13 protein-coding genes are annotated in these 23,229 nt (G+C 71.9%); 7 read left to right on the top strand and 6 right to left on the bottom strand.

The window, feature by feature from the left end:
• Window positions 1-29 precede the first annotated feature (29 nt).
• A complete protein-coding gene (locus LXM90_RS18820; RefSeq protein ID WP_020095289.1) occupies window positions 30-1,616 on the top strand; it encodes a methyl-accepting chemotaxis protein in 1,587 nt (528 codons plus the stop codon).
• Window positions 1,617-1,730: 114 nt separating this feature from the next.
• On the opposite strand, the gene rplS is transcribed toward LXM90_RS18820, so the two are convergent.
• From rplS to argB, 3 genes are all read right to left on the bottom strand, one after another.
• Window positions 1,731-2,132, bottom strand: a complete 402-nt coding sequence (gene rplS, locus LXM90_RS18825; RefSeq protein WP_020095288.1) for a 50S ribosomal protein L19 — start codon at window positions 2,130-2,132, stop codon at window positions 1,731-1,733.
• Between the two features lie 222 nt (window positions 2,133-2,354).
• Window positions 2,355-3,104 (bottom strand): pyrimidine 5'-nucleotidase, encoded by a 750-nt coding sequence (locus LXM90_RS18830; RefSeq protein WP_020095287.1) that lies wholly within the window; start codon window positions 3,102-3,104, stop codon window positions 2,355-2,357.
• A 202-nt stretch (window positions 3,105-3,306) separates the two neighbouring features.
• The gene (gene argB, locus LXM90_RS18835; RefSeq protein WP_020095286.1) at window positions 3,307-4,200 is read right to left on the bottom strand and encodes an acetylglutamate kinase; all 894 of its coding nucleotides are present in this window, start codon (window positions 4,198-4,200) and stop codon (window positions 3,307-3,309) included.
• A 312-nt stretch (window positions 4,201-4,512) separates the two neighbouring features.
• Here argB and LXM90_RS18840 point away from each other — a divergent pair, with 312 nt between their 5' ends.
• The 3 genes from LXM90_RS18840 to LXM90_RS18850 all read left to right on the top strand — a co-directional run bounded on the left by LXM90_RS18840 (window position 4,513) and on the right by LXM90_RS18850 (window position 15,031).
• Window positions 4,513-5,856 (top strand): UDP-glucose dehydrogenase family protein, encoded by a 1,344-nt coding sequence (locus LXM90_RS18840; protein ID WP_026605265.1) that lies wholly within the window; start codon window positions 4,513-4,515, stop codon window positions 5,854-5,856.
• A gap of 368 nt (window positions 5,857-6,224) precedes the next feature.
• Window positions 6,225-13,667: a type I polyketide synthase gene (locus tag LXM90_RS18845; RefSeq protein WP_026605264.1), complete on the top strand. Its 7,443-nt coding sequence runs from the start codon at window positions 6,225-6,227 to the stop codon at window positions 13,665-13,667.
• Window positions 13,664-15,031, top strand: coding sequence for an aminotransferase class I/II-fold pyridoxal phosphate-dependent enzyme (locus LXM90_RS18850; protein WP_012317954.1), 1,368 nt, complete (start codon window positions 13,664-13,666; stop codon window positions 15,029-15,031). The genes LXM90_RS18845 and LXM90_RS18850 overlap by 4 nt, the downstream gene beginning before the upstream one ends.
• A 198-nt stretch (window positions 15,032-15,229) precedes the next feature.
• Here LXM90_RS18850 and LXM90_RS18855 read toward each other — a convergent pair whose 3' ends face one another.
• The 3 genes from LXM90_RS18855 to LXM90_RS18865 form a co-directional block, all read right to left on the bottom strand.
• Window positions 15,230-16,414, bottom strand: a complete 1,185-nt coding sequence (locus LXM90_RS18855) for a polysaccharide biosynthesis/export family protein (RefSeq protein WP_234081000.1) — start codon at window positions 16,412-16,414, stop codon at window positions 15,230-15,232.
• A 193-nt stretch (window positions 16,415-16,607) separates the two neighbouring features.
• Complete coding sequence (locus tag LXM90_RS18860; protein WP_234081001.1) at window positions 16,608-18,098, bottom strand: LTA synthase family protein; 1,491 nt, start codon at window positions 18,096-18,098, stop codon at window positions 16,608-16,610.
• A gap of 218 nt (window positions 18,099-18,316) precedes the next feature.
• Entirely contained in the window at window positions 18,317-19,819 is a 1,503-nt protein-coding gene (locus LXM90_RS18865) for a capsular polysaccharide biosynthesis protein (RefSeq protein WP_020093751.1), read from the bottom strand.
• 336 nt (window positions 19,820-20,155) lie between these two features.
• Here LXM90_RS18865 and LXM90_RS18870 point away from each other — a divergent pair, with 336 nt between their 5' ends.
• The 3 genes from LXM90_RS18870 (at window position 20,156) to LXM90_RS18880 (ending at window position 23,206) form a co-directional block, all read left to right on the top strand.
• Window positions 20,156-21,463, top strand: coding sequence for a capsule biosynthesis protein (locus tag LXM90_RS18870; protein WP_020093750.1), 1,308 nt, complete (start codon window positions 20,156-20,158; stop codon window positions 21,461-21,463).
• 115 nt (window positions 21,464-21,578) lie between these two features.
• Window positions 21,579-22,346 carry an SDR family NAD(P)-dependent oxidoreductase gene (locus LXM90_RS18875; RefSeq protein WP_020093749.1) on the top strand — a complete coding sequence of 256 codons (768 nt, stop codon included), beginning with the start codon at window positions 21,579-21,581 and terminating at the stop codon, window positions 22,344-22,346.
• Entirely contained in the window at window positions 22,346-23,206 is an 861-nt protein-coding gene (locus LXM90_RS18880) for a formyltransferase family protein (RefSeq protein WP_020093748.1), read from the top strand. The genes LXM90_RS18875 and LXM90_RS18880 overlap by 1 nt, the downstream gene beginning before the upstream one ends.
• Window positions 23,207-23,229: the final 23 nt, after the last annotated feature.

The following is a 23,229-nucleotide window of genomic DNA, read 5'->3' on the forward strand; positions in this document are numbered from 1 at the left end:
TATCGGTCATCGGTGTCATCGGACTGCGCATGTATTACCAGGAAATGCTGTCGGGGCGGCTGCAGTCCCTGCGCACGGTCACGGAGTTGTTCACCACCTATGCGCAAAGTCTCGAGAGCCGGGTCAGGAGCGGCGCCCTGTCCCGTGAGGCGGCCCTGGCGGAGCTGGCCGAGACCGCCATGGCCATGCGATTCGATAACGGCACCAACTACGTCGCCATCTACACGATGGACGGCACGGTCCTGGCGGTCCCCGACCGCCGTCTCGTCGGCAGCAACCAGCTGGAGACTCGGGTCAACGGCGTTCGCGCGGCCGGAACGCTGATCGGACGGCTGAAGACCTCCGACACGGCGACGCTGAGCTATCTCTACCCCCGGCCAGGGCACGAAGGCCTGTCTCCGAAGACGACGCTCGCCGTCAGGTTCGAGCCCTGGGACATCATGATCGCGGCGGGGACCTACACCGACGACATCAGGGCCGCCTTCCAGACGCTCGCCCTCGCGGCGACCGGCCTTCTGCTCGGGGTCGGCGCGCTCGGGGTGATCGGCTCCGTCCTGATCGGGCGCGGCATCACGCGCCCGCTCGACCGCCTCGGTCGCCGGATGCAGGCGCTCGCCCGGGGCGACGGCGCGGAGCCGATACCGGGACTCGAGCGGACGGACGAGATCGGTCAGATGGCCCGGACCGTCGAAGTGTTCCGGCAGGCGCTGGTCGCCAAGGCCGAGACGGACCGGGCGGTCGCGCGCGAAGCTGAGGCCAAGGTCCGGCATGCGCAGACCCTCGACGCGCTCACCCGGGCGTTCGAGGCCCGGGCCGGGGCGCTGATGACGGGCGTCTCCGCGGCCGCCACCGAGATGCAGGCGACCGCCGAGGCGATGGCGCGGACGGCGTCGCGCACGAGTGCCCGAGCGACGCGCGTCGCCGGGGCCGCGCAGGAGACCGCCGGGAGCGTGCAGAGCGTCGCCGCGGCCACCGAGGAGATGGCGATCACCATCCAGGAGATCTCCGGACGGATGGCGCAATCCTCGGCCAAGACCGCGCGGGTGGCCACCGAGGCGCGGCGCACGGACGCCCTCGTGGGCGATCTCGCCGACGGGGCCGAGCGGATCGGGGCCGTCGCCAGCATGATCGCGGGCATCGCCCGTCAGACCAACCTCCTCGCCCTCAACGCCACGATCGAGGCGGCGCGGGCCGGCGAGTCGGGCCGGGGCTTCGCCATCGTGGCGGGGGAGGTCAAGGCGCTGGCCGAGCAGACCGCGGCCGCGACCGAGGAGATCGCCGCGCGGATCGGCGCGGTCCAGGCCTCGACCCGGCAGGCCGTGGAGGCGATCAACGGGATCGGCCGCAGTGTGGGCGAGGTCAGCACGCTCGCCGCGTCCGTCGCGGCCGCGATCGAGCAGCAGGGCGCGACCACCGAGGAGATCGTGCGCAGCGTCGCGCGCGCGGCGGCCGGCACGGAGGCCGTCACCGGCAACATCGCCGAGGTCTCGCAGGGCGCCGAGGCGACGGGCGAGGCGGCCGAGCAGGTGCTCGGCGCCGCGATCGACCTGTCGCGCAGGTCCGATCAGCTCTCCGCCGAGATCCACTGGCTCCTTGACGGGATCCGGGCTGCCTGAGGAGCGCTATCGGCCGACTGGACGGACCTGTCGGCCACGAAAAAACCGGCCCGGCTGAGCCGGACCGGTCTGAAACTAGGCGATCGCTCCGGCCTGCGGAGCGAATCGGACAGCTTACTCGGCGGCGGCGGGCGCCGGGGCCGGAGTGTCCTTGGCCTTGTAGCGGTCGGTGCGCTCGACGATGCGGGCCGACTTACCGCGCCGGTCGCGCAGGTAGTACAGCTTGGCGCGGCGCACCTTGCCGCGGCGGGCCACCTTGATCGAGTCGATCATCGGCGAATGGACCGGGAAGACGCGCTCCACGCCCTCACCGTAGGAGATCTTGCGGACCGTGAAGCTCTCGTTGAGGCCGCCGCCCGAGCGGGCGATGCAGACGCCCTCGTAGGCCTGGACGCGGGTGCGCTCGCCTTCCTTCACGCGGACGTTGACGATGAGCGTATCGCCCGGCTCGAAATCCGGGATGGTCTTGGCGAGGCGCGCGACTTCCTCGCGCTCCAGCTGCTCGATGATGTTCATGGCATAGCTCCGGCCGTCGCGCCGTTCCGCCCCTCATGGGCGATCGGCGCCAGGATTTCGGCGATCCTGTTGTGAGTTGGGCGGCTCTCTACAGGATCGGCGCCGGCTTGTCGATTGGGTTGCCGCCGCGATCCGTCCGCGCTGCTGCCGGCGCGGCGGATCGTCGGTCGACTTGGGATCAGGGCCCGATGCGCGCCGCCCGTGAAGCGCCCCGGCCTCGCGTCAGCGGCGCTCCCCGGAGGCGGGTCGTACTTCGGGCAGCACGCAGGCAGAGAGGAAGGCGGCGAGATCGTCCGTGATGTGGTCGATATGCGGCTCGCGCACCGCCTCCTGCTCGAAGGCCTCGCGGTAGGGATCGGTGACCTTCGGCACCACCAGCACGGTCGCCATGCCGAGGTCGTGCGGCACCGCGAGGTTGCGGGCGATGTCCTCGAACAGGGCCGCGCGGGTCGGTTCGACGGCGTGCTTCTCCAGGAACCGCTCGTAGGTCGTGCGCTCCGGCTTCGGCACGAAGTCGGCGGCGGCGATGTCGAACACGTCCTCGAAATGGTCGAGGATGCCGAGCTTGGCGGCGACGTTCTCGGCGTGCCGGCGCGACCCGTTGGTCAGGATCAGCTTGCGCCCGGGCAGCCGCTCGATCGCGTCGCCGAGGCTCTTGTCGAGCTTGATCGACGAATGGTCGATGTCGTGCGCGAAATCGAGGAAGTCGTGGGGATCGACCCGCGACTCGACCATCAGCGCCGACAGCGTCGTGCCGTAGCGGTGGTAGAAGTACTTCTGCAGGGCGCGGGCCGAGATCCCGTCGAGCCCGTAGAGCTGCATCACGTACAGGGTGATGCGCTCGTCGACCTTCGGCCAGACCGCCGCGTCGCTCGGGTAGAGCGTGTTGTCGAGGTCGAACACCCAGGTGTCGACATCGGCGAAGCCGCGCGCCGCGGGCGTGGTGAACTGGGCCTTGTCGGGGTGGTGCACCGGAACCCCTCAGGTTGCTGTTGCCCCGGAATCTGGACTGGAACGGTCAAGCTCGCAAGTTCGGTGCTTGCCGGTACCTTGCCCGGACCTTGCTGGGGCCGGCCCCTCCGGGGCGGGCGGGGTACGACAATGCGCTGGGCGCGCGGAGGTTGCGCCCGCGCGCCGCGCCGGGATCCGGCACGGTGCGCGGGCGGTCCGGATCTCAGCCGCGACGGATCAGGGTGCCGGCACCGTAATCGGTGAACAGCTCGAGCAGCACGGCGTGGTTGACCTTGCCGTCGAGGATGACGACCGCCTCGACGCCGCGCTCGATCGCGTACATGCAGGTCTCGATCTTCGGGATCATCCCGCCCGTGATGGTGCCGTCGGCGATCAGGCGCCGGCAATCCTCCACGGTGAGTTCCGGGATCAGCTTCTTGTCCTTGTCGAGGACGCCCGGCACGTCGGTGAGCAGCAGCAGGCGCTTGGCCCGGAGCGCCCCGGCGATCGCCCCCGCGAAGGTGTCGGCGTTCACGTTGTAGGTCTGCCCGTCCGCCCCGTAGGCGACCGGCGCCAGGACCGGGATCAGCTCGGCCTTGAGCACCGCGTCGAGGACGCCGCGCTCGACGTGGTCCGGCTCGCCGACGAGGCCCAGATCGACGGTCTGCTCCACGCGGCTCTCGGGATCGACGACGGTCTTCATCGCCCGCTTGGCCCGGACCATGTTGCCGTCCTTGCCGCACAGGCCGACCGCCCGGCCGCCCTCGGCCGAGATCCAGCCGACGATCTGCTTGTTGATCAGGCCGGCCAGGACCATCTCGACCACCTCGACGGTGGCCTCGTCGGTGACGCGCAGGCCGCCGCGGAACTCGGACTGGATGCCGAGCCGGTCGAGCATCTTGCCGATCTGCGGTCCGCCGCCGTGCACGACGATCGGCTTCAGGCCGGACTGCTCCAGCAGGACGATGTCCTCGGCGAAGTCCTCGGCCGCGGCCCGGTCGCCCATGGCGTGGCCGCCGTACTTGATGACGACGATCTCCTGGTCGTAGCGCTGCATGTGGGGCAGCGCCTGGGCCAGGACCTCGGCACGCACGTGCACGTTGGGCAATTCGGTCATCGCGGTCCTTCGCCGATCCTTGGGTCGGGTCCTCGGGGGCGGATCCGGGCCTCCCCGTCGGGCGGGGGCGCTTCTACAGGAAGCCGCCCGCGCTGCGAAGCCGCCCCGCGCGCCGTCGCGGAGGCGCGCCGCGCGGATCGGCGGCCGATGCGGGGCGCTCCGGGACCCGCTGTCAAACTACAGTCATCCTTCGCGGGTGTTGCATTCCCGTGACAGACTGGAGCAGATCCAGGCTGGCCCGGGTTGCATCCTCACGCGGCCCGGATCATGTTGCATCGCAGCAAGCCGAGGGCGAGCTGCCGGGAGGGCCCGATGCGGATTGCGATGATTGGGGCCGGATATGTCGGCCTGGTCTCCGGCGCCTGCCTGGCCGATTTCGGCCACACGGTCGTGTGCATCGACCGGGACCCCGACAAGATCGCCAGCCTGAACGCCGGCCGCATGCCGATCTACGAGCCGGGCCTCGACGTCCTGGTCGCCGAGAACGTCCGCCAGGGCCGGCTCGCCTTCCGCGCGACCATGCGGGACGCCGTGGCCGAGGCGGACGCGGTCTTCATCGCGGTGGGCACGCCCTCCCGCCGCGGCGACGGCTTCGCCGACCTGAGCTACGTGTTCGATGCCGCCCGGGAGATCGCCGGGTCCCTGTCCGGCTTTACCGTGGTTGTGACCAAGTCGACCGTTCCGGTGGGCACGGGCGACGAGGTCGAGCGCATCATCCGCGAGACCAATCCCGAGGCGCAGTTCGCGGTCGCCTCGAATCCCGAGTTCCTGCGCGAGGGCGCGGCCATCGCCGACTTCAAGCGCCCCGACCGCATCGTCGTCGGCGCCGAGGAGGCCCGGGCCGAGGCTGTGATGCGCGAGGTCTACCGGCCGCTCTACCTCAACCAGGCGCCGATCATGGTCACCTCGCGCCGGACGGCCGAGCTGACCAAGTACGCGGCGAACGCGTTCCTCGCGGCGAAGATCACGTTCATCAACGAGGTGGCGGACCTGTGCGAGGCGGTGGGCGCGGACGTGCAGGCGGTGGCGCGCGGCATCGGCCTGGACAACCGGATCGGTCCGAAGTTCCTGCATGCCGGGCCGGGCTACGGCGGCTCGTGCTTCCCCAAGGACACGCTGGCCCTGGTCAAGACCGCGCAGGACGCGGGCACGCCGCTGCGGCTGGTCGAGACGGTGGTTGCGGTCAACGACCAGCGCAAGCGCGCGATGGCGCGCAAGGTGATCAAGGCCTGCGGCGGGTCGGTGCGGGGCAAGACGATCGCCCTCCTCGGCCTGACCTTCAAGCCGAACACCGACGACATGCGCGACGCGCCCGCGCTGGCGATCGTGGCGGGTCTGCAGGACGCCGGCGCCGTAATCCGCGCCTACGATCCCGAGGGCATGGAGCAGGCTCGGATCCTGATGCCGGCTGTGGATTACGCCGAGAACGCCTACGCCTGCGCCGAGGGCGCCGACGCGGTGGTGATCGTCACCGAGTGGAACGCGTTCCGGGCCCTCGACCTCGACCGGCTGCGTCAGGCCATGTCGTCCGGTGAGGCGGCTCCCGTGCTGATTGACCTGCGCAACATCTACGACCCCGCGAGCGCCGCGCGCCACGGTTTCACCTATTGCGGCGTCGGACGAACCAAGGAGAGCGTCGCCCGGATCGGGTCTTGATCATCACTGCGCCGGCCTTCGAGCCCGGATTCCTGTGCGGGACCTGCGCGACATCGCGAAGATTTCTTCCGGAATCGGCATCGATGCCGCTAGACGGGCGGCGTCCGCGGAGGCGCAACTGTGGCTTTCTCGTGATCGAGCCCGCGTCTCGGCAGCCGGTCCGGCGGTTCAAACTTGGCGTTTTGACCGTAGGAATTGGATAAGCTTCTGATGAATACATGTCACAGCCTCTGGCAATTTTGCCACGCGGGGATGACCTCGCGTTAGGGCTGGTTGGACACCGCAATGGTGCCACAGTAAGGGGTGAGAGGGTACTCACTCGTCGAGAGCCGAGCCGACTTCCGATAACGAGCGTGTGCGAACCGAACGTGACACAACGTACAGACATTGCGATCGTCGGACGCGCATGCCGACTGCCCGGGGCCCCCAGCGTGGATGGGCTTTGGTCACTCCTGTCCGAAGGGCGCTGCGCCGTCAGCAAGGTGCCGGCCGACCGGTTCTCCCTGGAGCGGTTCGCCCATCCGCGCGCCCATGAGCGCGGCAAGAGCTACACCTGGGCGGCCGGTGTCATCGACGACGTCTGGTCGTTCGACCCGTCGGTCTTCGGCATCTCGCCCCGCGAGGCCGAGCAGATGGATCCGCAGCAGCGGATGCTGCTCGAGCTGACCTGGGAAGCCCTCGAGGACGCGGGCCTGCGCCCGTCGAGCGTGGCCGGCAGCAATATCGGCGTGTTCGTCGGCGCCTCGTCCCTCGATTACGGCAACCTGCGCATCCTCGACGCGCCGTCGGGCGACGCTTACGCGGCGACCGGCAACACGCTCTCGATCATCTCGAACCGCATCTCCTACATCTTCGACCTCAAGGGCCCGAGCTTTACGGTCGACACGGCCTGCTCGTCCTCGCTCGTCGCCTTCGACAACGCCGTGCAGGCGATCCGGTCGGGCCGCGTGGACACCGCGGTCGTCGCCGGCGTGAACGTGCTGGCGAGCCCGTTCAACTTCATCTGCTTCTCCACCGCGCAGATGCTCTCGCGGACCGGCCTGTGCCAGGCCTTCTCCAAGAATGCCGACGGCTACGTGCGCTCCGAGGGCGGCGTGGTGTTCGTGCTGCAGTCGGCCGAGGCCGCGCGGCGCAACGGCGCTACCGTGCGCGCGGTCGTCGCCGCCTCCGGCATCAACTCCGACGGCCGGACCACCGGCATCTCCCTCCCCTCGGGCTACGCCCAGGGCGCCCTGCTGGAGAAGGTCTACCGCGAGGCCGAGATCCGCCTCGACGACCTCGCCTTCATGGAGGCGCACGGCACCGGCACGCCGGTGGGCGACCCGATCGAGGCCTCGGCCATCGGCTCGAAGCTCGGCCGCGGCCGGCAGGCGCCGCTGCCGATCGGCTCGATCAAGACCAATATCGGCCACACCGAGCCGGTCTCCGGCCTCGCCGGCCTGATGAAGGCGACTCTGGCGCTCGAGCACGATCTCGTCCCGCCGTCGCTGCACGCGGCCGAGCTCAATCCCGAGATCCCGTTCGGTGAGCTGAACCTGGACGTCGTGCGCGCGCCGCTGAAGATCGGCCGCGGTTCGCGCGAGCGCTTCGCCGGCGTCAACTCCTTCGGCTTCGGCGGCACCAACGCCCACGTCGTCATCACCGACGCCCCGGCCTGGGCGAAGCCCGCGGCGGCGACCGCGGAGCCCCAGGCCCAGGTGCTGCTGCTCTCGGCCCAGAGCCGGGCGGCGCTGAACGAGCTCGCCCTCGACTACGCCGAGCGCCTCGAGGCCGCCCCCGAGCAGGCCGCGACGGTGGCGGCCGCGGTGGCGCACCGCCGCGAGCGCATGCCCGCCCGCCTCGCCGTCGCCCTGGACGGCAAGACCGACGTCGCCGCCGCGCTCCGCGCCGTCGGCGAAGGTGAGGACACGCAGGACGCCTTCACCGGCACCGCGGTCGACCGCGTCGCCGAGGTGGCCTTCATCTATTCCGGCAACGGCAGCCAGTGGGCCGGGATGGGCCGCGAGGCCTACGAGGAGAACGCGACCTTCCGCGCGACCTTCGACCGGATCGACACCCTGTTCCGGGCCTACTCGGACTGGTCGCTGAAGGACGCGCTCTACGCCGACGACCTCGACGAGCGCCTCGCGCTGACCAGCGTCTCGCAGCCGCTGATCTTCGCCATCGAGAGCGCCTCGACGGCCGCGCTCAAGGCGAAGGGCCTGATCCCGTCCTACGTCCTCGGCCACTCCGTGGGCGAGATCGCGGCCGCCGAGGCCGCCGGGATCCTCAGCCTGGAGGACGCGGTCCGGGTCATCTACTACCGCAGCCACCACCAGGAGACGACGCACGGCCAGGGCACCATGGCGGTGCTGCTGATGCCGGCCGAGGAGGTCGAGACCTTCCTCAAGGATTACCCGACCCTCGACATCGCCGCCTACAACAGCCCCAAAGCCGTCACGGTCGCCGGGCCGGTGGCCGACATCGACGCCGCCATCAAGGCCCTGTCGCGCAAGCGCCGCCGCGGCCGCAAGCTCGACCTCGCCTACGCCTTCCACGGACGGCTGATGGACCCGACCGAGAAGCCGCTGCTGCGCGACCTCGCGGGCCTCAAGTCGCGGACCGGCGCCACCGCGATGGTCTCGACCGTGACCGGCTCGGTGCTGGGCGGCGAGAATTTCGGCGCCGGCTACTGGTGGCGCAACATCCGCGAGCCCGTGCGCTTCTGCGAGGCCGTGCAGGACGCCACCCGCCGCGGCGCCCGCGTGTTCGTGGAGGTCGGCCCGCGCGCGACCCTGATGTCGCACGTCGGTGACGCGGTCGAGCCGCTGGGCATCGAGACCGCCACGGTCGGCGTGATGCACCGCAAGGCTTCCGGCGGCGACCCGATCGCCAAGGCGGTCAGCGCCGCCCTCGTCCAGGGCGCGCAGGTCGACGAGACGCTGCTGTTCGGCGACGCCCCGAAGGGCGACGTCCGCCTGCCCTCCTACCCGTGGCAGCGCCGCCCGTTCCGCCTCGCCGACACCACCGAGGGCGTCGGCGCGATGAGCCCCCGCCCCTATCACCCGCTGATCGGGTCGCGCACGACCTTCGACGGGCTGGAGTGGAACGGCTTCGTCGACCCGGTGACCGTGCCGGAACTGGAGGATCACAAGGTCGACGGCCAGGTGATCATGCCGGGCGCCGGCTTCGTCGAGATGGCCCTGGCCTGCGTTCGCGAGGCCCTGCGCGACGACGAGGTCGTGCTGGCCGACTTCGAGATCGTGGCGCCGATGGTGTTCGCCGAGGACGCCCTGCGCGAGGTCGCGGTGCGCCTGTCGGGCTCCGGCAACGGCATCCAGGTGCTGAGCCGGCCCCGCCTGACCCAGACCCCCTGGCAGCTGCATGCCCAGGCAAAGATCGTCGAGGGCACCTTCTCGGCCCCGAAGACACCGGATCTCGACGGCTTCAGCTTCGAGACCGCGGGCGACCACGTCCTCACCGGCGACGCGCTCTACGCCAAGGCCCTCGCCTCCGGGCTCGGCTTCGGCCCGAGCTTCCAGCAGGTGGCGATGAGCGCGCGGCTCGACGACGCCACGATCGTCTCCGACCTGCTGCCGGCCGAGCCCGACACCCGCTACGGCCTGGTGCCGAACCGGCTCGACGCCTGCTTCCACGGGCTGATCCTGCTGTTCGCCGACCTGCTCGGCGAGAACGGCGGCAAGGCCTACATCCCGGTGCGCTTCGGCGAGGTCCGGATGCTGCGCCCCGGCGCGGTGATCGCCCGCTCGATCATCCGCACCCGCCGCTGCAACGAGCGCTCAATCCTGGCCGACTTCACGCTCCTCGACGCCGAGGGCGCGGTCATCGCCACGATCCGCGAGGGCCGGTTCCAGGCCCTGCGCGCCAAGAGCGGCGGCGACCTCTCGACCTTCGCGATCTCGCAGGTGCCGGAGCTCGCCACCGAGCCGACCGCGATCCCGATGGAGCGCCGCCCGAGCGTGGCCGCGCGTCTGCGCCCGCTCGCCGCCGAGTCGAAGGGGCCGTCCGACGCCGCCCTGTCGCCGGGCCACCTCCTGCTGGAGGGCTGGGCGACCTCGCTCGCCTACCGCCTCGCCTCCGGGCTGGCGCAGGGCGCCACCGTCTCGGTCACCGACAGCCGCGTGCCGGAGGCCCTGCGCCCCTGGCTGCTGAACGCGCTCTACGCCCTGGAGAGCAGCGGCCTCGCCGAGCGCGCCGGCCAGAACTGGACGCTCGGCGACGGCTCCGCCCTGCCGGCGCCCGACGAGATCATGCGCTGGATCGCCGGCGACCATCCGGACCTCTCGGCCGAGCTGGTGCTGATCGCCGATGTCGGCGCCCTGGTCGACCGGCTGCTCGCCGGCACGCTCACCGACGCGCCGTCCCTGCCGCAGGGGGCGATCGACGCCTTCGTGCTGCGCTCGGCCACCGCGCGCCACGGCGCCGACGTGGTCGCCAACCTGATCGAGCGCAGCCGCGCGCAGCTTCCCAAGGAGCGGGCGCTCCGCGTCCTGCAGGTCGGCTTCGGCCCGCTCTCGGCCCAGACCGCGACCTTCGCGGCCGCCGCCGAGGCCCGGCTCACCGTGTTCGAGACCGACCGCCGGCTCGCCGAGCGCGCCCGCCTGTCGCTCGGTCGCGCCGCCGCCGTGATCGAGACCGCCGAGGAGCTCGCGCCCGGCAGCTTCGACCTGATCCTGGCGTCGGGCAGCCTGCACCGCGGCGACCGGGCCCTGCCGGGCCAGCTCGCCGGGGCGCTCGCCACCGGCGGCCTGCTGGTGGCCGTGGAGCCGGGCGCCTCCCTGTTCCGCGACCTCGTGTTCGGCCTGACGGCCGGCTGGTTCGAGGAGGCCGCGGGCGGCCTGCCCGTGGGCCGGCTCGAGGATATCGAGGGCTGGCAGCGCATCCTGAGCGCGCACGGCCTGGTCAAGGTCGAGGTCGAGCGGGCCGCCTCCGCCAACGGCGACGACCTGCTGCTGACGGCCGAGGCGCCGGTGCGCCCGGGTCCGGCCCCGGCGCAGAGCTTCGCCTTCATCATCGGTTCGGACGACGAGTTCGCGGCCGAGACCGCCTCCTCCCTGGCGACCCTGCTGGTCGCGGGCGGCGTGCACGTCTCGATCATCCTCGACTCCGAGACCTCCCTGATGGAGCTGGAGAAGGAGACCCCCGACACGGTGGTGTTCCTGGCCGGCGCCTTCACCCGCGGCGGCGAGGCGTCCGAGCGCCTGCGCGACCGCTGCCTCAGCCTGAAGCGCTGCACCGAGCACCTGGGATCCCGCCAGACCAAGCTCTGGGTCGTGGCCCCGGGCGCGACCCGCGACCGCGGCGGCCAGACCACCAACATCGAGGCGGGCGTGTGGGCCTTCTCCCGCACGCTCGCCAACGAAGCCCCGAACCTCGACGTCCGCCGCATCGACCTCTCCCCCGAGATGTCGTCGAAGCGCGCCTCCGAGCGCCTGCGCGACCTCATCCTCTCCGGCACCCCGGAGACCGAGATCGTGCTGGACGACGAGCGGACCCAGGTCGTGCGCTTCCACGCCGGCCGGCCGCAGCACCGGGATCCGGCCGACGCCGTCCCGGCCGAGGCCGCGCGCCTGGAGCGCAGCAACACCGGCGGCTTGAGCGAGATGGTCTGGGGGCCGGCCGAGCGCCGCGCTCCCGGCAAGGGCGAGATGGAGATCGCGGTCGAGGCCACCGGCCTCAACTTCCGCGACGTTCTCTGGGCGCTCTCGATGCTCCCCGAGGAGATCCTCGAGGACGGCTTCGCCGGCCCCCGCCTCGGCCTCGAGTGTGCCGGCCGCGTCACCGCCGTCGGCCCGGGCGTGAAGGGCTTCAAGGTCGGTGACCCGGTCGTCGCCTTCGCGCAGTCGGGCTTTGCGACTCACATCGTTGTGCCGGACCTCGTCGTTGCGCCGATGCCGCACGGCCTCGACCCGATGGCGGCCGCCACCGTGCCGGTGGCCTTCCTCACCGCCTATTACGGCCTCGTCTCCTGCGCCCGGATGCGGCGCGGCGAGTGGGTGCTGGTCCACGGCGGCGCGGGCGGCGTCGGTCTGGCGGCCCTGCAGATCGCCAAGCTGAAGGGTGCCCGGGTCATCGCCACGGCCGGCTCCCGCGAGAAGCGGGCCCTCGTGAAGGCGCTGGGCGCCGAGCACGTGCTCGATTCCCGCTCGCTGGCCTTCGTGGACGAGGTCCGGGCGATCACCGGCGACGGCGTCGACATCGTGCTGAACAGCCTGTTCGGCGAGGCGATGGAGCGCTCACTCAACGCCCTCCGGCCGTTCGGCCGCTTCGTCGAGCTGGGCAAGCGCGACTACGTCGCCAACACCCATATCGGCCTGCGCCCGTTCCGGCGGAACCTCAGCTACTTCGGCGTCGACCTCGACCAGGTGATCCAGCACCAGGGCGACGACGGCGCGCGAATGTTCCGCGAGGTCATGGCCCTGTTCAACGACGGCGGCCTCAAGCCCCTGCCGTACCAGCCCTTCACGGCGGCCGAGACCTCGGACGCGTTCCGGCTGATGCAGCAGTCCGGCCATATCGGGAAGATCGTGATCAGCCCGCCGAAGGCCGGCACGATCATGAAGGACACGGCCCGGCCGTTCACGGTCTCGGCCGAGGGCGTCCACCTGCTGACCGGCGGCCTCGGCGGCTTCGGTCTGGAGGCGGCGCGCTGGCTGATCGACCGGGGTGCCAAGCACCTCGTGCTCGCGGGCCGCAAGGGCGCGGCCACCGACGAGGCCAAGGCCATCGTCGCGGAGCTCACCGCGCGGGGCGTGACCGTCGAGGCGAAGGCCGTCGACATCACGAGCCGCGCCTCGGTGGACCGGCTCATCGCCGGGATCGAGCAGGGCGGCAGGAAACTCGCGGGCGTGCTGCACGCCGCGGCGGTGCTCCAGGACGGCCTCATCTCCAACATCGACGCCGCGGCGCTCGACGCGGTGATCGGCCCCAAGGTGATCGGCGCCCAGCACCTGGACGCCGCCACCCGCGACCGGAGCCTCGACTACTTCGTCCTGTTCTCCTCGGCGACGACCTTCATCGGCAACCCGGGCCAGGGGTCCTACGTGGCCGCCAACGGCTTCATGGAGGGCCTCGCGCGCCAGCGCCGCCGCCGCGGCCTGCCCGCGCTGGCCGTGGCCTGGGGCGCCATCGGCGATGTCGGCATGCTCGCCCGCAACAAGGCGGTCATGGAAGGCCTCGCCGGCCGCGTCGGCGTCACACCGATGGAGGCCCGCCGCTGCCTCGACCTGATGGCCGAGGCGCTGGGCAGCCAGGGCACGTCCCCCGACGAGGCGGTCATCGCCATCGCGGCGATGCACTGGGGCAAGGCGCGCGAGCGTCTCGCCACCATGCGCTCGCCGAGCTACGCCGAACTCGGCTCGGACCAGCAGGCCGAGGCCGGCGGCGTCCAGGCGATCAACATCGCGTCGCTGCTCAAGGGCGGCGACCTCGACGCGGTCCGCAAGACCGTGTCGGACGCGATCGTCGAGGACATCGCCCGCATCCTGCGGCTGCCGAAGGACGACATCAGCCGCGTGCGCCAGCTCTCGGAGATCGGCCTCGACTCGCTGATGGGCGTCGAGCTCGGCGCCAGCCTGCAGGAGCGCTTCGCCCTCGACGCGCCGCCCGCCGGACTTTCGTCGGGCATGACCGTCAACGAGCTGTCGGAGTCCTTAATTCAGGCGGTTTCCGCGCCCATGGACGAGACGGCCGGCGTCGCGATGAGCCTCGTCTCGAAGCATGTCGGCGGTGAGGTCGATGCGCAGATCCTCGCGCCTCTCAAGGAACTCATCGAGCAGACGTCCAGCGAGATCAAAGAGACCAACTCATGACCGACACGGCACGGCCTGACGGCGGGCGCGCGGCGCTCGCCGGCTTCGTGACCAACCGGCTCGGGCGCGCGACGCCGCGCCCGGCCCCCGTCAAGACGGCCTCTCCCGCCGGCAAGTCGGCGGCGCAGAACTTCGAGAACCTGCCGGGCTACCGCGAGCTGAAGCTCCAGCGCCAGGCGGCCGACCTGATCGGTCTGGGCAACCCGTTCTTCCGCGTCCACGACGCCAAGGCCGGGGCCACGACGCGGATCGACCAGAAGAGCTTCACCAACTTCTCGTCCTACGATTACCTCGGCCTGAACGGTCATCCGCGGGTGAGCAACGCCGCCCGGGAGGCGATCGAGGCCTACGGCACCTCCGCGTCGGCGAGCCGCGTGGTGGCGGGCGAGCGGCCCGGGCACATCAGCCTCGAGCAGGCGCTGGCCAAGCACTACCAGTCCGAGGGCTGCATCGTGATGGTGAGCGGCCACGCCACCAATGTCACGACCATCGGCGCCCTGCTGGAAGCCGGCGACGTGATCTTCCACGACGCGCTGTCCCACAACAGCATCGTCACCGGCGCGCAGCTGTCGGGCGCCCAGCGCCGCTCCTTCGCGCATAACGACCTCGACGCCCTGGAGACCCTGCTCCAGTCGACCCGCCACGAGCATCGCCGGGCGCTGATCGTGGTCGAGGGCCTCTACAGCATGGACGGCGACGCGCCGGACCTCGCCGGGCTCGTGGCCCTCAAGAAGCGCTACGACGCGTGGCTGATGGTCGACGAGGCGCACGGCCTCGGCGTCACCGGCCGCACCGGCGCCGGCCTGTTCGAGCATTGCGGTGTCGACCCCCGCGAGGTCGACATCTGGATGGGCACCCTGTCGAAGACGCTGTCCACCTGCGGCGGCTACATCTGCGGCCCGATCGCGCTGATCGAGTACCTGAAGCACACGGCCGGCGGCTTCGTGTACAGCGTCGGCATGTCGCCGCCGCTGGCCGCCGCCGCCGAGGCGGCGCTGGCCGTGATGCACGCCGAGCCGGAGCGGGTCGAGCGCCTGCGCCAGAACGGCACCCTGTTCCTGGCCACCGCCAAGAAGCTCGGCCTCGACACCGGCTTCAGCCTCGGCCTCGCGGTCGTGCCGATCATCGTCGGCGACTCGCTGAAGGCGGTGACGCTGTCGGACCGGCTGTTCCGCCGGGGCATCAACGTGCAGCCGATCATCCACCCGGCCGTGCCGGAGCGGGCCTCGCGCCTGCGCTTCTTCCTCACCTCCGAGCACACCCCCGACCAGATCCGCGACACCGTGAACGCGGTGGCGGAGGAGCTCGCCGCCATCGACAAGGGCGGCTCGCTGATCGAGCAACTGCTGGCGAAGCGCGTCTGAGCCCGGCCGGGGCCGGGAGCCCCGGTTCCCCGAGAGCATTACGAAGAAGGGGGCGCGGATCACATCCGCGCCCCCTTCGGCATTCGGGCGACCGGTCTGCGCGGTCTCGGTCGGACGCGCGCATCGGCCGGATCGGCGCGACGCGAACCCGGCATCCGTCGCGCGGTGGGGTGGGTGCCCACGTCGCGGTGCGCCGCCTTACTTGGCGTAGGAATAGGCCAGGGCGGCCGAGGAGACGGGGCCCGTGACGCCGTTGAAGGCGGTGAGGACCTTCTGGACCTCGGTGAAGGGGGCGTTCGACACGTAGATCAGGTCGCGGTTACGCATCCGGAACGCCTGGGACACGAACAGGCTGTTGGGGTCGCGCATGTCGATCCGGTAGACCACCGGCACCAGAGGCGTGCCCAGAAGCTTCGAGCCGGGGCTGAGCCGGCGCACGACGCTGGCCGGCTCGAACCGGAAGATGAACGTCCCGGCCGGGTCGGCGGCGAAGTCCGACAGGCCGCGCGCCTTGGCCAGCGCCTGCGCCAGCGTGATGCCGTCGGCCTGGAACGGCAGCTCGGTGCTGTTGCCCAGCGCGCCCACCGCGATGAAGGTCTGCGGGTCGCGCACCAGCGTCAGCACGTCGTTGGGCCGCAGGTAGATGTTCTCACGCGGGTTCGACACCACCGTGGTCAGCGGCACGGTCGCGGTCACCGGACCGCGCGAGAGCCGCACGAAGGTCTCGTTGACCGGCGCGCGGTTGCCGCCGGCGGCGGCGATGACGTCGAGGATGCGGTCGCCGTGGCCCGAGAGCGGCAGGCGGGCGCCGGCGGCGCCCTCGCCGGTGACGGTGACGGCCTGGGAGATCGGGCGGGTGACCGAGACCAGCACCTGGGGCTGGATGGCCTTGCCGGCGAGCTCGTTCTCGATGAGCGCCTGCACGTCCTGGGTGCGGCGGCCGGCGACCTTGATGCGGCCGGCATAGGGCACCGAGATGGCGCCGTCGCGCCCGACGGGCTGCTCGGGGATGAGGGCGGACTTGGATCCGGCGGAGAAGCGGTCGGCGACGAGGGGTCCGGAGAACAGGCCGCCGGATCCGGCTTCCCAGACGGAGACCGAGACCATGTCGCCGATGCCGATCACCGGCTCGGAGGAGGGGCGATGGTCGCCGAAGGAGGCGAGCAGGCTGTCGAGGGGGCGGCCGCGCAGGGCCTCGACCACGGAGGGCGTGACGTCGATGATCTCGTAGCGGGCAAGGATCCCGCCGTCGGCCGTGGCGACCTCGGCCCCGGCCTGGATCGCGCTCGCCGTCGGACCCGCCGCGGGCATGTACGTGCAGCCGCCGGCAGATCCAGCCGCGAGGGCGGCCATCAGGGCGGTGCACGCCGTCTTACGCAGCATCACAAAGATTTCTCCTCGCCGAGCCCGCGCCATCGCTGGCCCGGGCCGGGATACCCAGTTTGACCGCCAAACGCTGCGATCGCTTTAACGACCGCGCCGGTGCGGCGGCCGCCGTGCGGACGGTCGCGCTATCCGCGGGCAATGCGTCACCAGCGTGGCACGGCCACGCTTATGCCGCGCAAGCTTAACCGTATCATGTCCCCGCGGCGATGTCCGCAGGTGCCGTCGCGAGGGCCCCGCGGAGCGCCCGACCGAGCTCGTCGGCGGCGACGTCGGCGCGGCGCGGGACCGCCTGCGGGCGGCCGAAGCGGAACAGGGCGTACTCGGTCGTCCGCCCGCCGAAGCCCGGCTTGCAGCTCGGCAGCGACGGTGCGTGGTCGCCGAACACGCAGAGCGTGATGGTCTGGCCGCGCTCGCGGGCGACGGCGTCCAGGCCCGCGACGAGATCCTCGACCATCCGCCCGGTATTGGCGACGTGATGGAGGTACTGCGCCTGCGGATCGTCGATGCCCGGCAGCCGCCCGGGCTTCCAGGGGCCGTGGTTCTCCATGGTCACGCAGAACAGGAACAGCGGCGCGCGCCGGGCCCGGACTTCCGCGAGGAGGCGCGCGCCGAGGGCGACGTCCCCGACATAGGGCCCGACGCGCGGCGCCTCCGCGAACGCTTCGCCCATCACGAGATCGGCGAAGCCGAAGGCCTCCATCACCCGCGCCCGGCGGAAGAAGTCGCGGTGGAACGGGTGCAGGAACAGGGTCCCGTAGCCCCGACTCCCGGCGAGCCGGGCGAGGCTCGTCGGCTCGTCGCCGCTGCGCGACGTGTAGGGGTCGTAGCGGCCGAAGCCGAGGCTCTCGGACGGACGGCCTGTGAGCACCGCGTGCTCGCTGCGCATCGTGTAGGCACCGTGCGCCGGAACCCGCAGGCGCCCGTACTGCGCGGCCCGGGTTCGGAACAGGTCCATCGCCGGCAGTTTCGCACCGCCGAGCCGCTCCGGATCGACGAAGGATTCGAGCTGGATCACCACGACGACATCGTCGCCCGGGCCCTCCGGCAGCGCCGGCGCCGCGGGCACCGGCACGCCGCCCGCCATCGCGCGGGCGGTGTAGCCGAGGAGGCTCGCCGGGAGGCCGACCCGGGTCACGTCGGCCTCCAGGTCGGGCTCGGGGAACCAGCGGGCGATCAGCCGGGCGAGCGGCGGCCGCGGGGCGGCCTTGACCAGCAGCCAGAGCGCGAGCGGGAGGCCGAGCATCGCCAGCACCCGCGGCACGGTCGCGGCGGGCAGCACGCTCGGCTCGATCCAGTACCAAAGGGCGGTGAACGCCGCGGTGAGCAGGACCGGCACGGAGATGCGCGGGTCCCACAGGGGCGGGATGTAGTAGAGCTGCGGGTGCCGCGGCACTTGCGGCAGCAGGGCGAAATCGCTGAACAGCAGCGGCTCGCCGATCACCGAGCGCTTCGCGCGGCTGACGACGATCAGGATCGCCACGGTGATCACGCAGGTCAGCCCCGCGAGCCAGGGCCGCCAGGAGAACTCGAACCAGAACAGCAGGATCAGCAGGTAGCCGAGCAGCCGCAGGCCGAGATCCCGGGGCGCGAGGCTCGCCCGGGTGATCGAGTCGCCCGCGAACACCTCCAGGGCGAGGCACACGGCGAGCGCGAGACCGGTGGCGATGAGGAACGTCGTCAAGACACGGGCACTCAGCGTGGGGCGGGCCTGCTCGCCGCCGGCATCCGGTCCGGCAGGAAACAGCGCGCGGGAGCAAGGGCTTGCGAGCCGTTCCTGATCCGGAATGATCGGAAACGGTCCCGGGGCGGGCGGTTGCGGGCGGACTCTAGCAGCGCGCGCTATCGCTTTGGTGTCACATCAGGGTCTCGCGGAACCGGATTCGCGCCGCGCGCCGCGCCCTAGCGCGGTCCGCCGCCGGCCTCGCGGCCGACGCCGCGCCGGCTGCGCAGGGCCCGCACGACGGGATTGAGGAGGCCGTAGCGGGCACGCATCACTAGGTGGGCCGTCCGGCCGAGCGAGAGGGCGTTGCGCGGCGCCGCCGCCCGGGCCGCGCTGAGGCGGTCGAGGAGCTGTTCCGGCGTGCACGGCTTCATCGCCACCGGGTCGAGGTAGCGCGCGTAGAGGATCATGGCGCCGGCCACCAGCTCATCGAGGCTCAGCCGGCGGCCGCGGTCGGCGCCCGGCGCGAGATCCTCCGACAGGCCCCAGCCGGAGTAGAACGGCCGGCCGTGGGTCGCCACGGTGAGGCCGCGGATCAGGGCCTCGAACCCGGCGAGGGACGTCATGGTCTCGACGTGATGCACCCGGTCGAGGAGGTCGACGATGCTGATGCCGCCCACGATCCGGTCGGCCAGGGTCAGGGCCTCCGCCTCCGGGATGATGCCGGGCCGGAAGCCGGCCTCCACGTCGGGATGCGGCTTGTAGAGCAGGAACGCGTCCGGGTTGCGCCGCCGCGCCGCCTCCAGCAGCGCCCGGTTCGAGCGGACCAGCGGCGAGCCGTGGCGCACCGAGGCGTCGTCCTCCACCTGGCCGGGCACGAGGACGATCCGCTGGCCGGCCGGCCAGTCGAGCGCGGCGGCGTCGAGGCCGACATTGTACTTGCTGAGCCGGCGCGCCACGACCTCCTCGCGCAGGCGCCGCGCCCGGGCGACGAGGTCCGGGGTGAAGTCGGCCTCGGCGAGCAGCCGCTGCAGGCGGCTCTCCCGGCGCGGGTCGTAGTAGATGCCGAGGTCGTCCACCACGATGGAGGCGCCGGGCTGCAGGCTGGCGCCGAGCCCCACGGAGCGCAGGAACCCGTCCTCCACGCGGGCCAGCGGCAGGCCGGCCCGCGCGCAGGCTTCCTCGAGCTGACCGGGCGCCCGCGTCGCCCAGGCGAGGAGGCGGCCGCCGTGGCGCTGTCCCGCGGCGATCGCGGCCTCGGTGGTCATGGTGTGGATCGGCCGTCCGGCGGGGCCCGCGCCCAGGACGTCGAGGGCGGGCCGCTTCCAGCGCGACATCCCGACATAGACCACCCGCCGGTCGTTCTCGGCAAAGCGCGTGGCGAGCCACGCCACCCGCTCGGCGCAGGTCGCGCGGTCGATCGGCTCCCCGGTCCAGGGGTCGAGGTAATGGACGCCGCCCTCCCCGCCGAGAGGCGCCCCGTCGAGGGTGATCCGCAGGGATGCGAAGCCGGACTCCGGCGAGTCGTAGGGGCTCAGGAGCGGCCCGGGCGCGACCACGAGCCGGCGCCGCCCCGTCAGCGCCAGCAGGCGCCCGGCGAGGCTCCCCGCGCCCCAGGTCGCGCCGACGGCGCCGGGGCGCGCCGGACCGAAGGCGAGGCCCGTCGCGGCCTCGATCTCCGCCCTCAGGCGGCGGATCGTGCGGCCGGTCGCGTAGAGCGACGGGGTCGGGTCTGCGGGCATGGTGGGTGCGTCCGGCTCCGGTCGGGTGAGGTGCGGAACAGGCCTGTAGCGCATTTTCGCCGGCATGGGATGGTGATGCAACGCGGGGACAACCTGAGCGCGCGTCGCCGTCGCCACGTCCTGGAAAGGATTTGGACATATCGTCGCCGCGATTGCCCGCCTATTCCGGAGGCTAGGCCGCAGACGCGGGACCGTTGCAGACGGGCCACGCCGGCGCGGAAACGCCATGCCGCGGCATGGCTTCGGATTGCGGGCTCGCCGGGCACCGTGCCACCTCAAGAGTCTCTCGCCAGTTCGGTTCATCCGGCCCAGGGTCAAGGACAGAAGCGCCGCGGAATGCAACAGCCCGCCCTCGACGCCCTCCGCGACCGCCCCGCGACCTTCCTCTTCCTGCAGGGCATCGCGACGCCGTTCTTCTCCGATCTCGGACAGGCGCTGCGCGCGCGGGGACACTCCGTCCGGCGCATCAATCTCTGCCCCGGCGACTGGCTGTTCTGGAGCGGCGAGGCCGAGAATTACCGCGGTCGCCGCGAGACCTGGGGCGAGTATCTCGACGCCTATCTCGACCGCGAGGGCGTGACCGACATCGTGCTGTTCGGCGATTGCCGGCCGTTCCACAAGGCGGCCCGCATGATCGCCGAGTATCGCGGCCTGCGGGTGCACGTGTTCGAGGAGGGCTATATCCGCCCGAACTGGATCACCTGCGAGCTGGGCGGCGTGAACGGCTTCTCGTCCCTCCCCCGGACGGCCGCCGAGATCCGCGCCCTGGCGCGGCGCCTGCCGCAACCCGGCCGGGCGATGCCCTCCACGGGCGACATGGCCCGGCGCAGCGTCTGGGACGTCGGCTACAACCTCGCCAACGTCCTGTTCCCCTACCTCTTCCCCCATTTCCGCAGCCACCGGCCGACCCATATCGCGGCCGAGTATGCGGGCTGGATCAAGAAGTTCGCCCGCCGCGCGCATACCCGCCGCGAGGCGGCGCGCTGCGACGAGATCTACCGCGCGGTCGGCTGCGACTACTTCCTGCTGCCGCTGCAGCTCGACAGCGACTACCAGATCCGGGTCCACTCGCCGTTCCTCGGCGTCGAGGGCTTCATGGACCGGGTGATCAAGTCCTTCGCGGACGGCTCGTCGGCGCCGACCCGGCTGCTGGTGAAGCTGCACCCGCTCGACAGCGGCCTGATCAACTGGCGCAAGTTCGCCCGCGCCTCGGCCCGCCGCCACGGCGTCAGCGACCGGCTCGACTTCATCGACGGCGGCGACCTGCCGGCCCTGATCAAGGGCGCCCGCGGCGTGGTCATCGTCAACTCGACGGTGGGGATGCTGTCCCTGGAGATGGGCTGCCCGACCCACGCGGTCGGCACCGCGATCTACAACATGGCCGGCCTGACCCATCAGGGCGACCTCGACAGCTTCTGGAAGAATCCGACGCCGCCGGAGACGGACCTGATGGCGGATTTCCGCCGCGTGGTCCTGCACCGGACCCAGGTCAACGGCGGCTTCTTCTCCAAGGAGGCGATCGACCGCGCGGTGGCCGGCTCGGTACCGCGGATGGAGGCCGCCCTCCCCGACGCGATGCTGGCGGCGGCGCGGGCGGTGAGTGAGGCAGCCGAGCGCGACGGCGAGCTCGCGCCGGTCTACTGACCGGGCTCGCCCGGCTCCCGGGCCGTCGCCATTCGGCGGCCTTTGAAGCGCGTTTAACCGCCGGTGAGCCGTTCCCGGCCTTGATCTTTCCCCGCGCGGCGGCGTAACCCGCCCCATGCCCCGCATTCTGATCACCGGCGCGTCGAGCGGCATCGGCGCCGCGCTGGCGCGCCATTACGCGCAAACCGGCGCGAGCCTCATCCTCGTCGGCCGCAACGCCGAGCGGCTGGAGGCGGTCGCCCGGGACTGCCGCGCCAGCGGCGCCGCCGTCGAGACCGCCCGCCTCGACACCCGCGACCGGGCCGCCACCGTGGCGCTGGTCCACCGGTCGGATGCCGAGGCCCCCCTCGACCTCGTCATCGCCAACGCGGCGGTGAACGGCGGCAACCAGGAAGGGCAGGTGGAGGCCGAGGATGTGGCCTTCGAGACCGCCGACATCAATTACACCGGCACGCTCAACGTGATCCTGCCCGCCCTGACGCTGATGCTCCAGCGCGGGCGCGGCCAGATCGTGCTGCTGTCGTCGCTCGCGGCCTACGCGCCGCTCCAGGACGCGCCAGCCTATAGCGGTGCCAAGGCCGCGCTCGTCGCCCACGGTCTCGCCCTGCGCCAGAAGGTCGCGCCCCGCGGCGTGAAGGTCAACGTCGTCACCCCGGGCTACGTGAAGACGCCGATGGGCGGCGAGCTCAAGGGTTGGCGGCCGCTCGAGATCAGCGCCGAGGAGGCGGCCGTGCGGATCGCCAAGGGCATCGCGGCCAACCGCGACGTGATCGCGTTCCCGTTCATCCTCACGGCGCTCGCGCGCACCGTGCTGCTCCTGCCCGAGAACGTCCGCAAGGCCGGCCTCTACGCCTTCCGTTTCCAGCGCCGGAAGCGGCGCTGATGGCGCGACCCCGGATCGCGCTGTTCGTTCTGGAGGCACTGCCGAACGCCCGCGCGGTGCGCCGGCTCGTCGCCGATCTCCGGGCCGACATCGCGCTGGTCGGGCTCTCCAACGCCGAGCGGCCGTCGAGCGGCGGCCTCACTGGGCAGATCCGGCGGCACCTCGCGCGCTCGGGCCCCGGGATTCTGCCCTACCTCGCGGTCAATTTCGGCCTGCCGGACCTGCTGCGGCCCCTGGCACCCCTGACCCAAGCGGCGTCGGGAAGCGGCGACGCGCCGGAGGCGACGCCGCTCAGGACCCTGTGCCGCCGCCTCGGCGTCCCGACCCTGACGGTCGACGACGTCAACGGTCCCGACGTCGCGCGGGCCCTCCGGGACGCGGCGCCGGACCTGATCCTCACCTACCATTTCGACCAGATCCTGAAGCCCGAGACCATCGGGCTGGCGCGGCTCGGCGGGATCAACGGGCATCCCGGCCTGCTGCCCCGCCACCGGGGCCCGGTGCCGACGATCCACGCGCTGGCCGACGGGCCCGGGCAGTTCGGCATGACCCTGCACCGGCTGGCCGCCGCGATCGACACCGGCGCGATCCTCGCCCAGGAGGCGCTGGCGCTGCCCGAGGGTACCACCGCGACCCGGGCCTCGGTGGCGCTCCACGCCCACGGGCGCGGGATGCTCGACCGGTTGCTCGAGGACGTCACCCGGAGCGGAACCCTGCCGGAGGGGCGGTCCGAGCCCGTTCTGCCCTACTGCCCGTTCCCCGACCGCGCGATGCTGGCCGCGCTGCGCCGCCGCGGCCTTCGCCTGACCGACGGGCAGGATCTTCGGGACGCGCTGAGCCTCTCCGCGCGAGCGTCTTAACCCCCGGTTAAGGCTGTTCGGCA

Source organism: Methylobacterium oryzae, from assembly GCF_021398735.1.
In the GTDB taxonomy this organism is placed as follows: domain Bacteria; phylum Pseudomonadota; class Alphaproteobacteria; order Rhizobiales; family Beijerinckiaceae; genus Methylobacterium.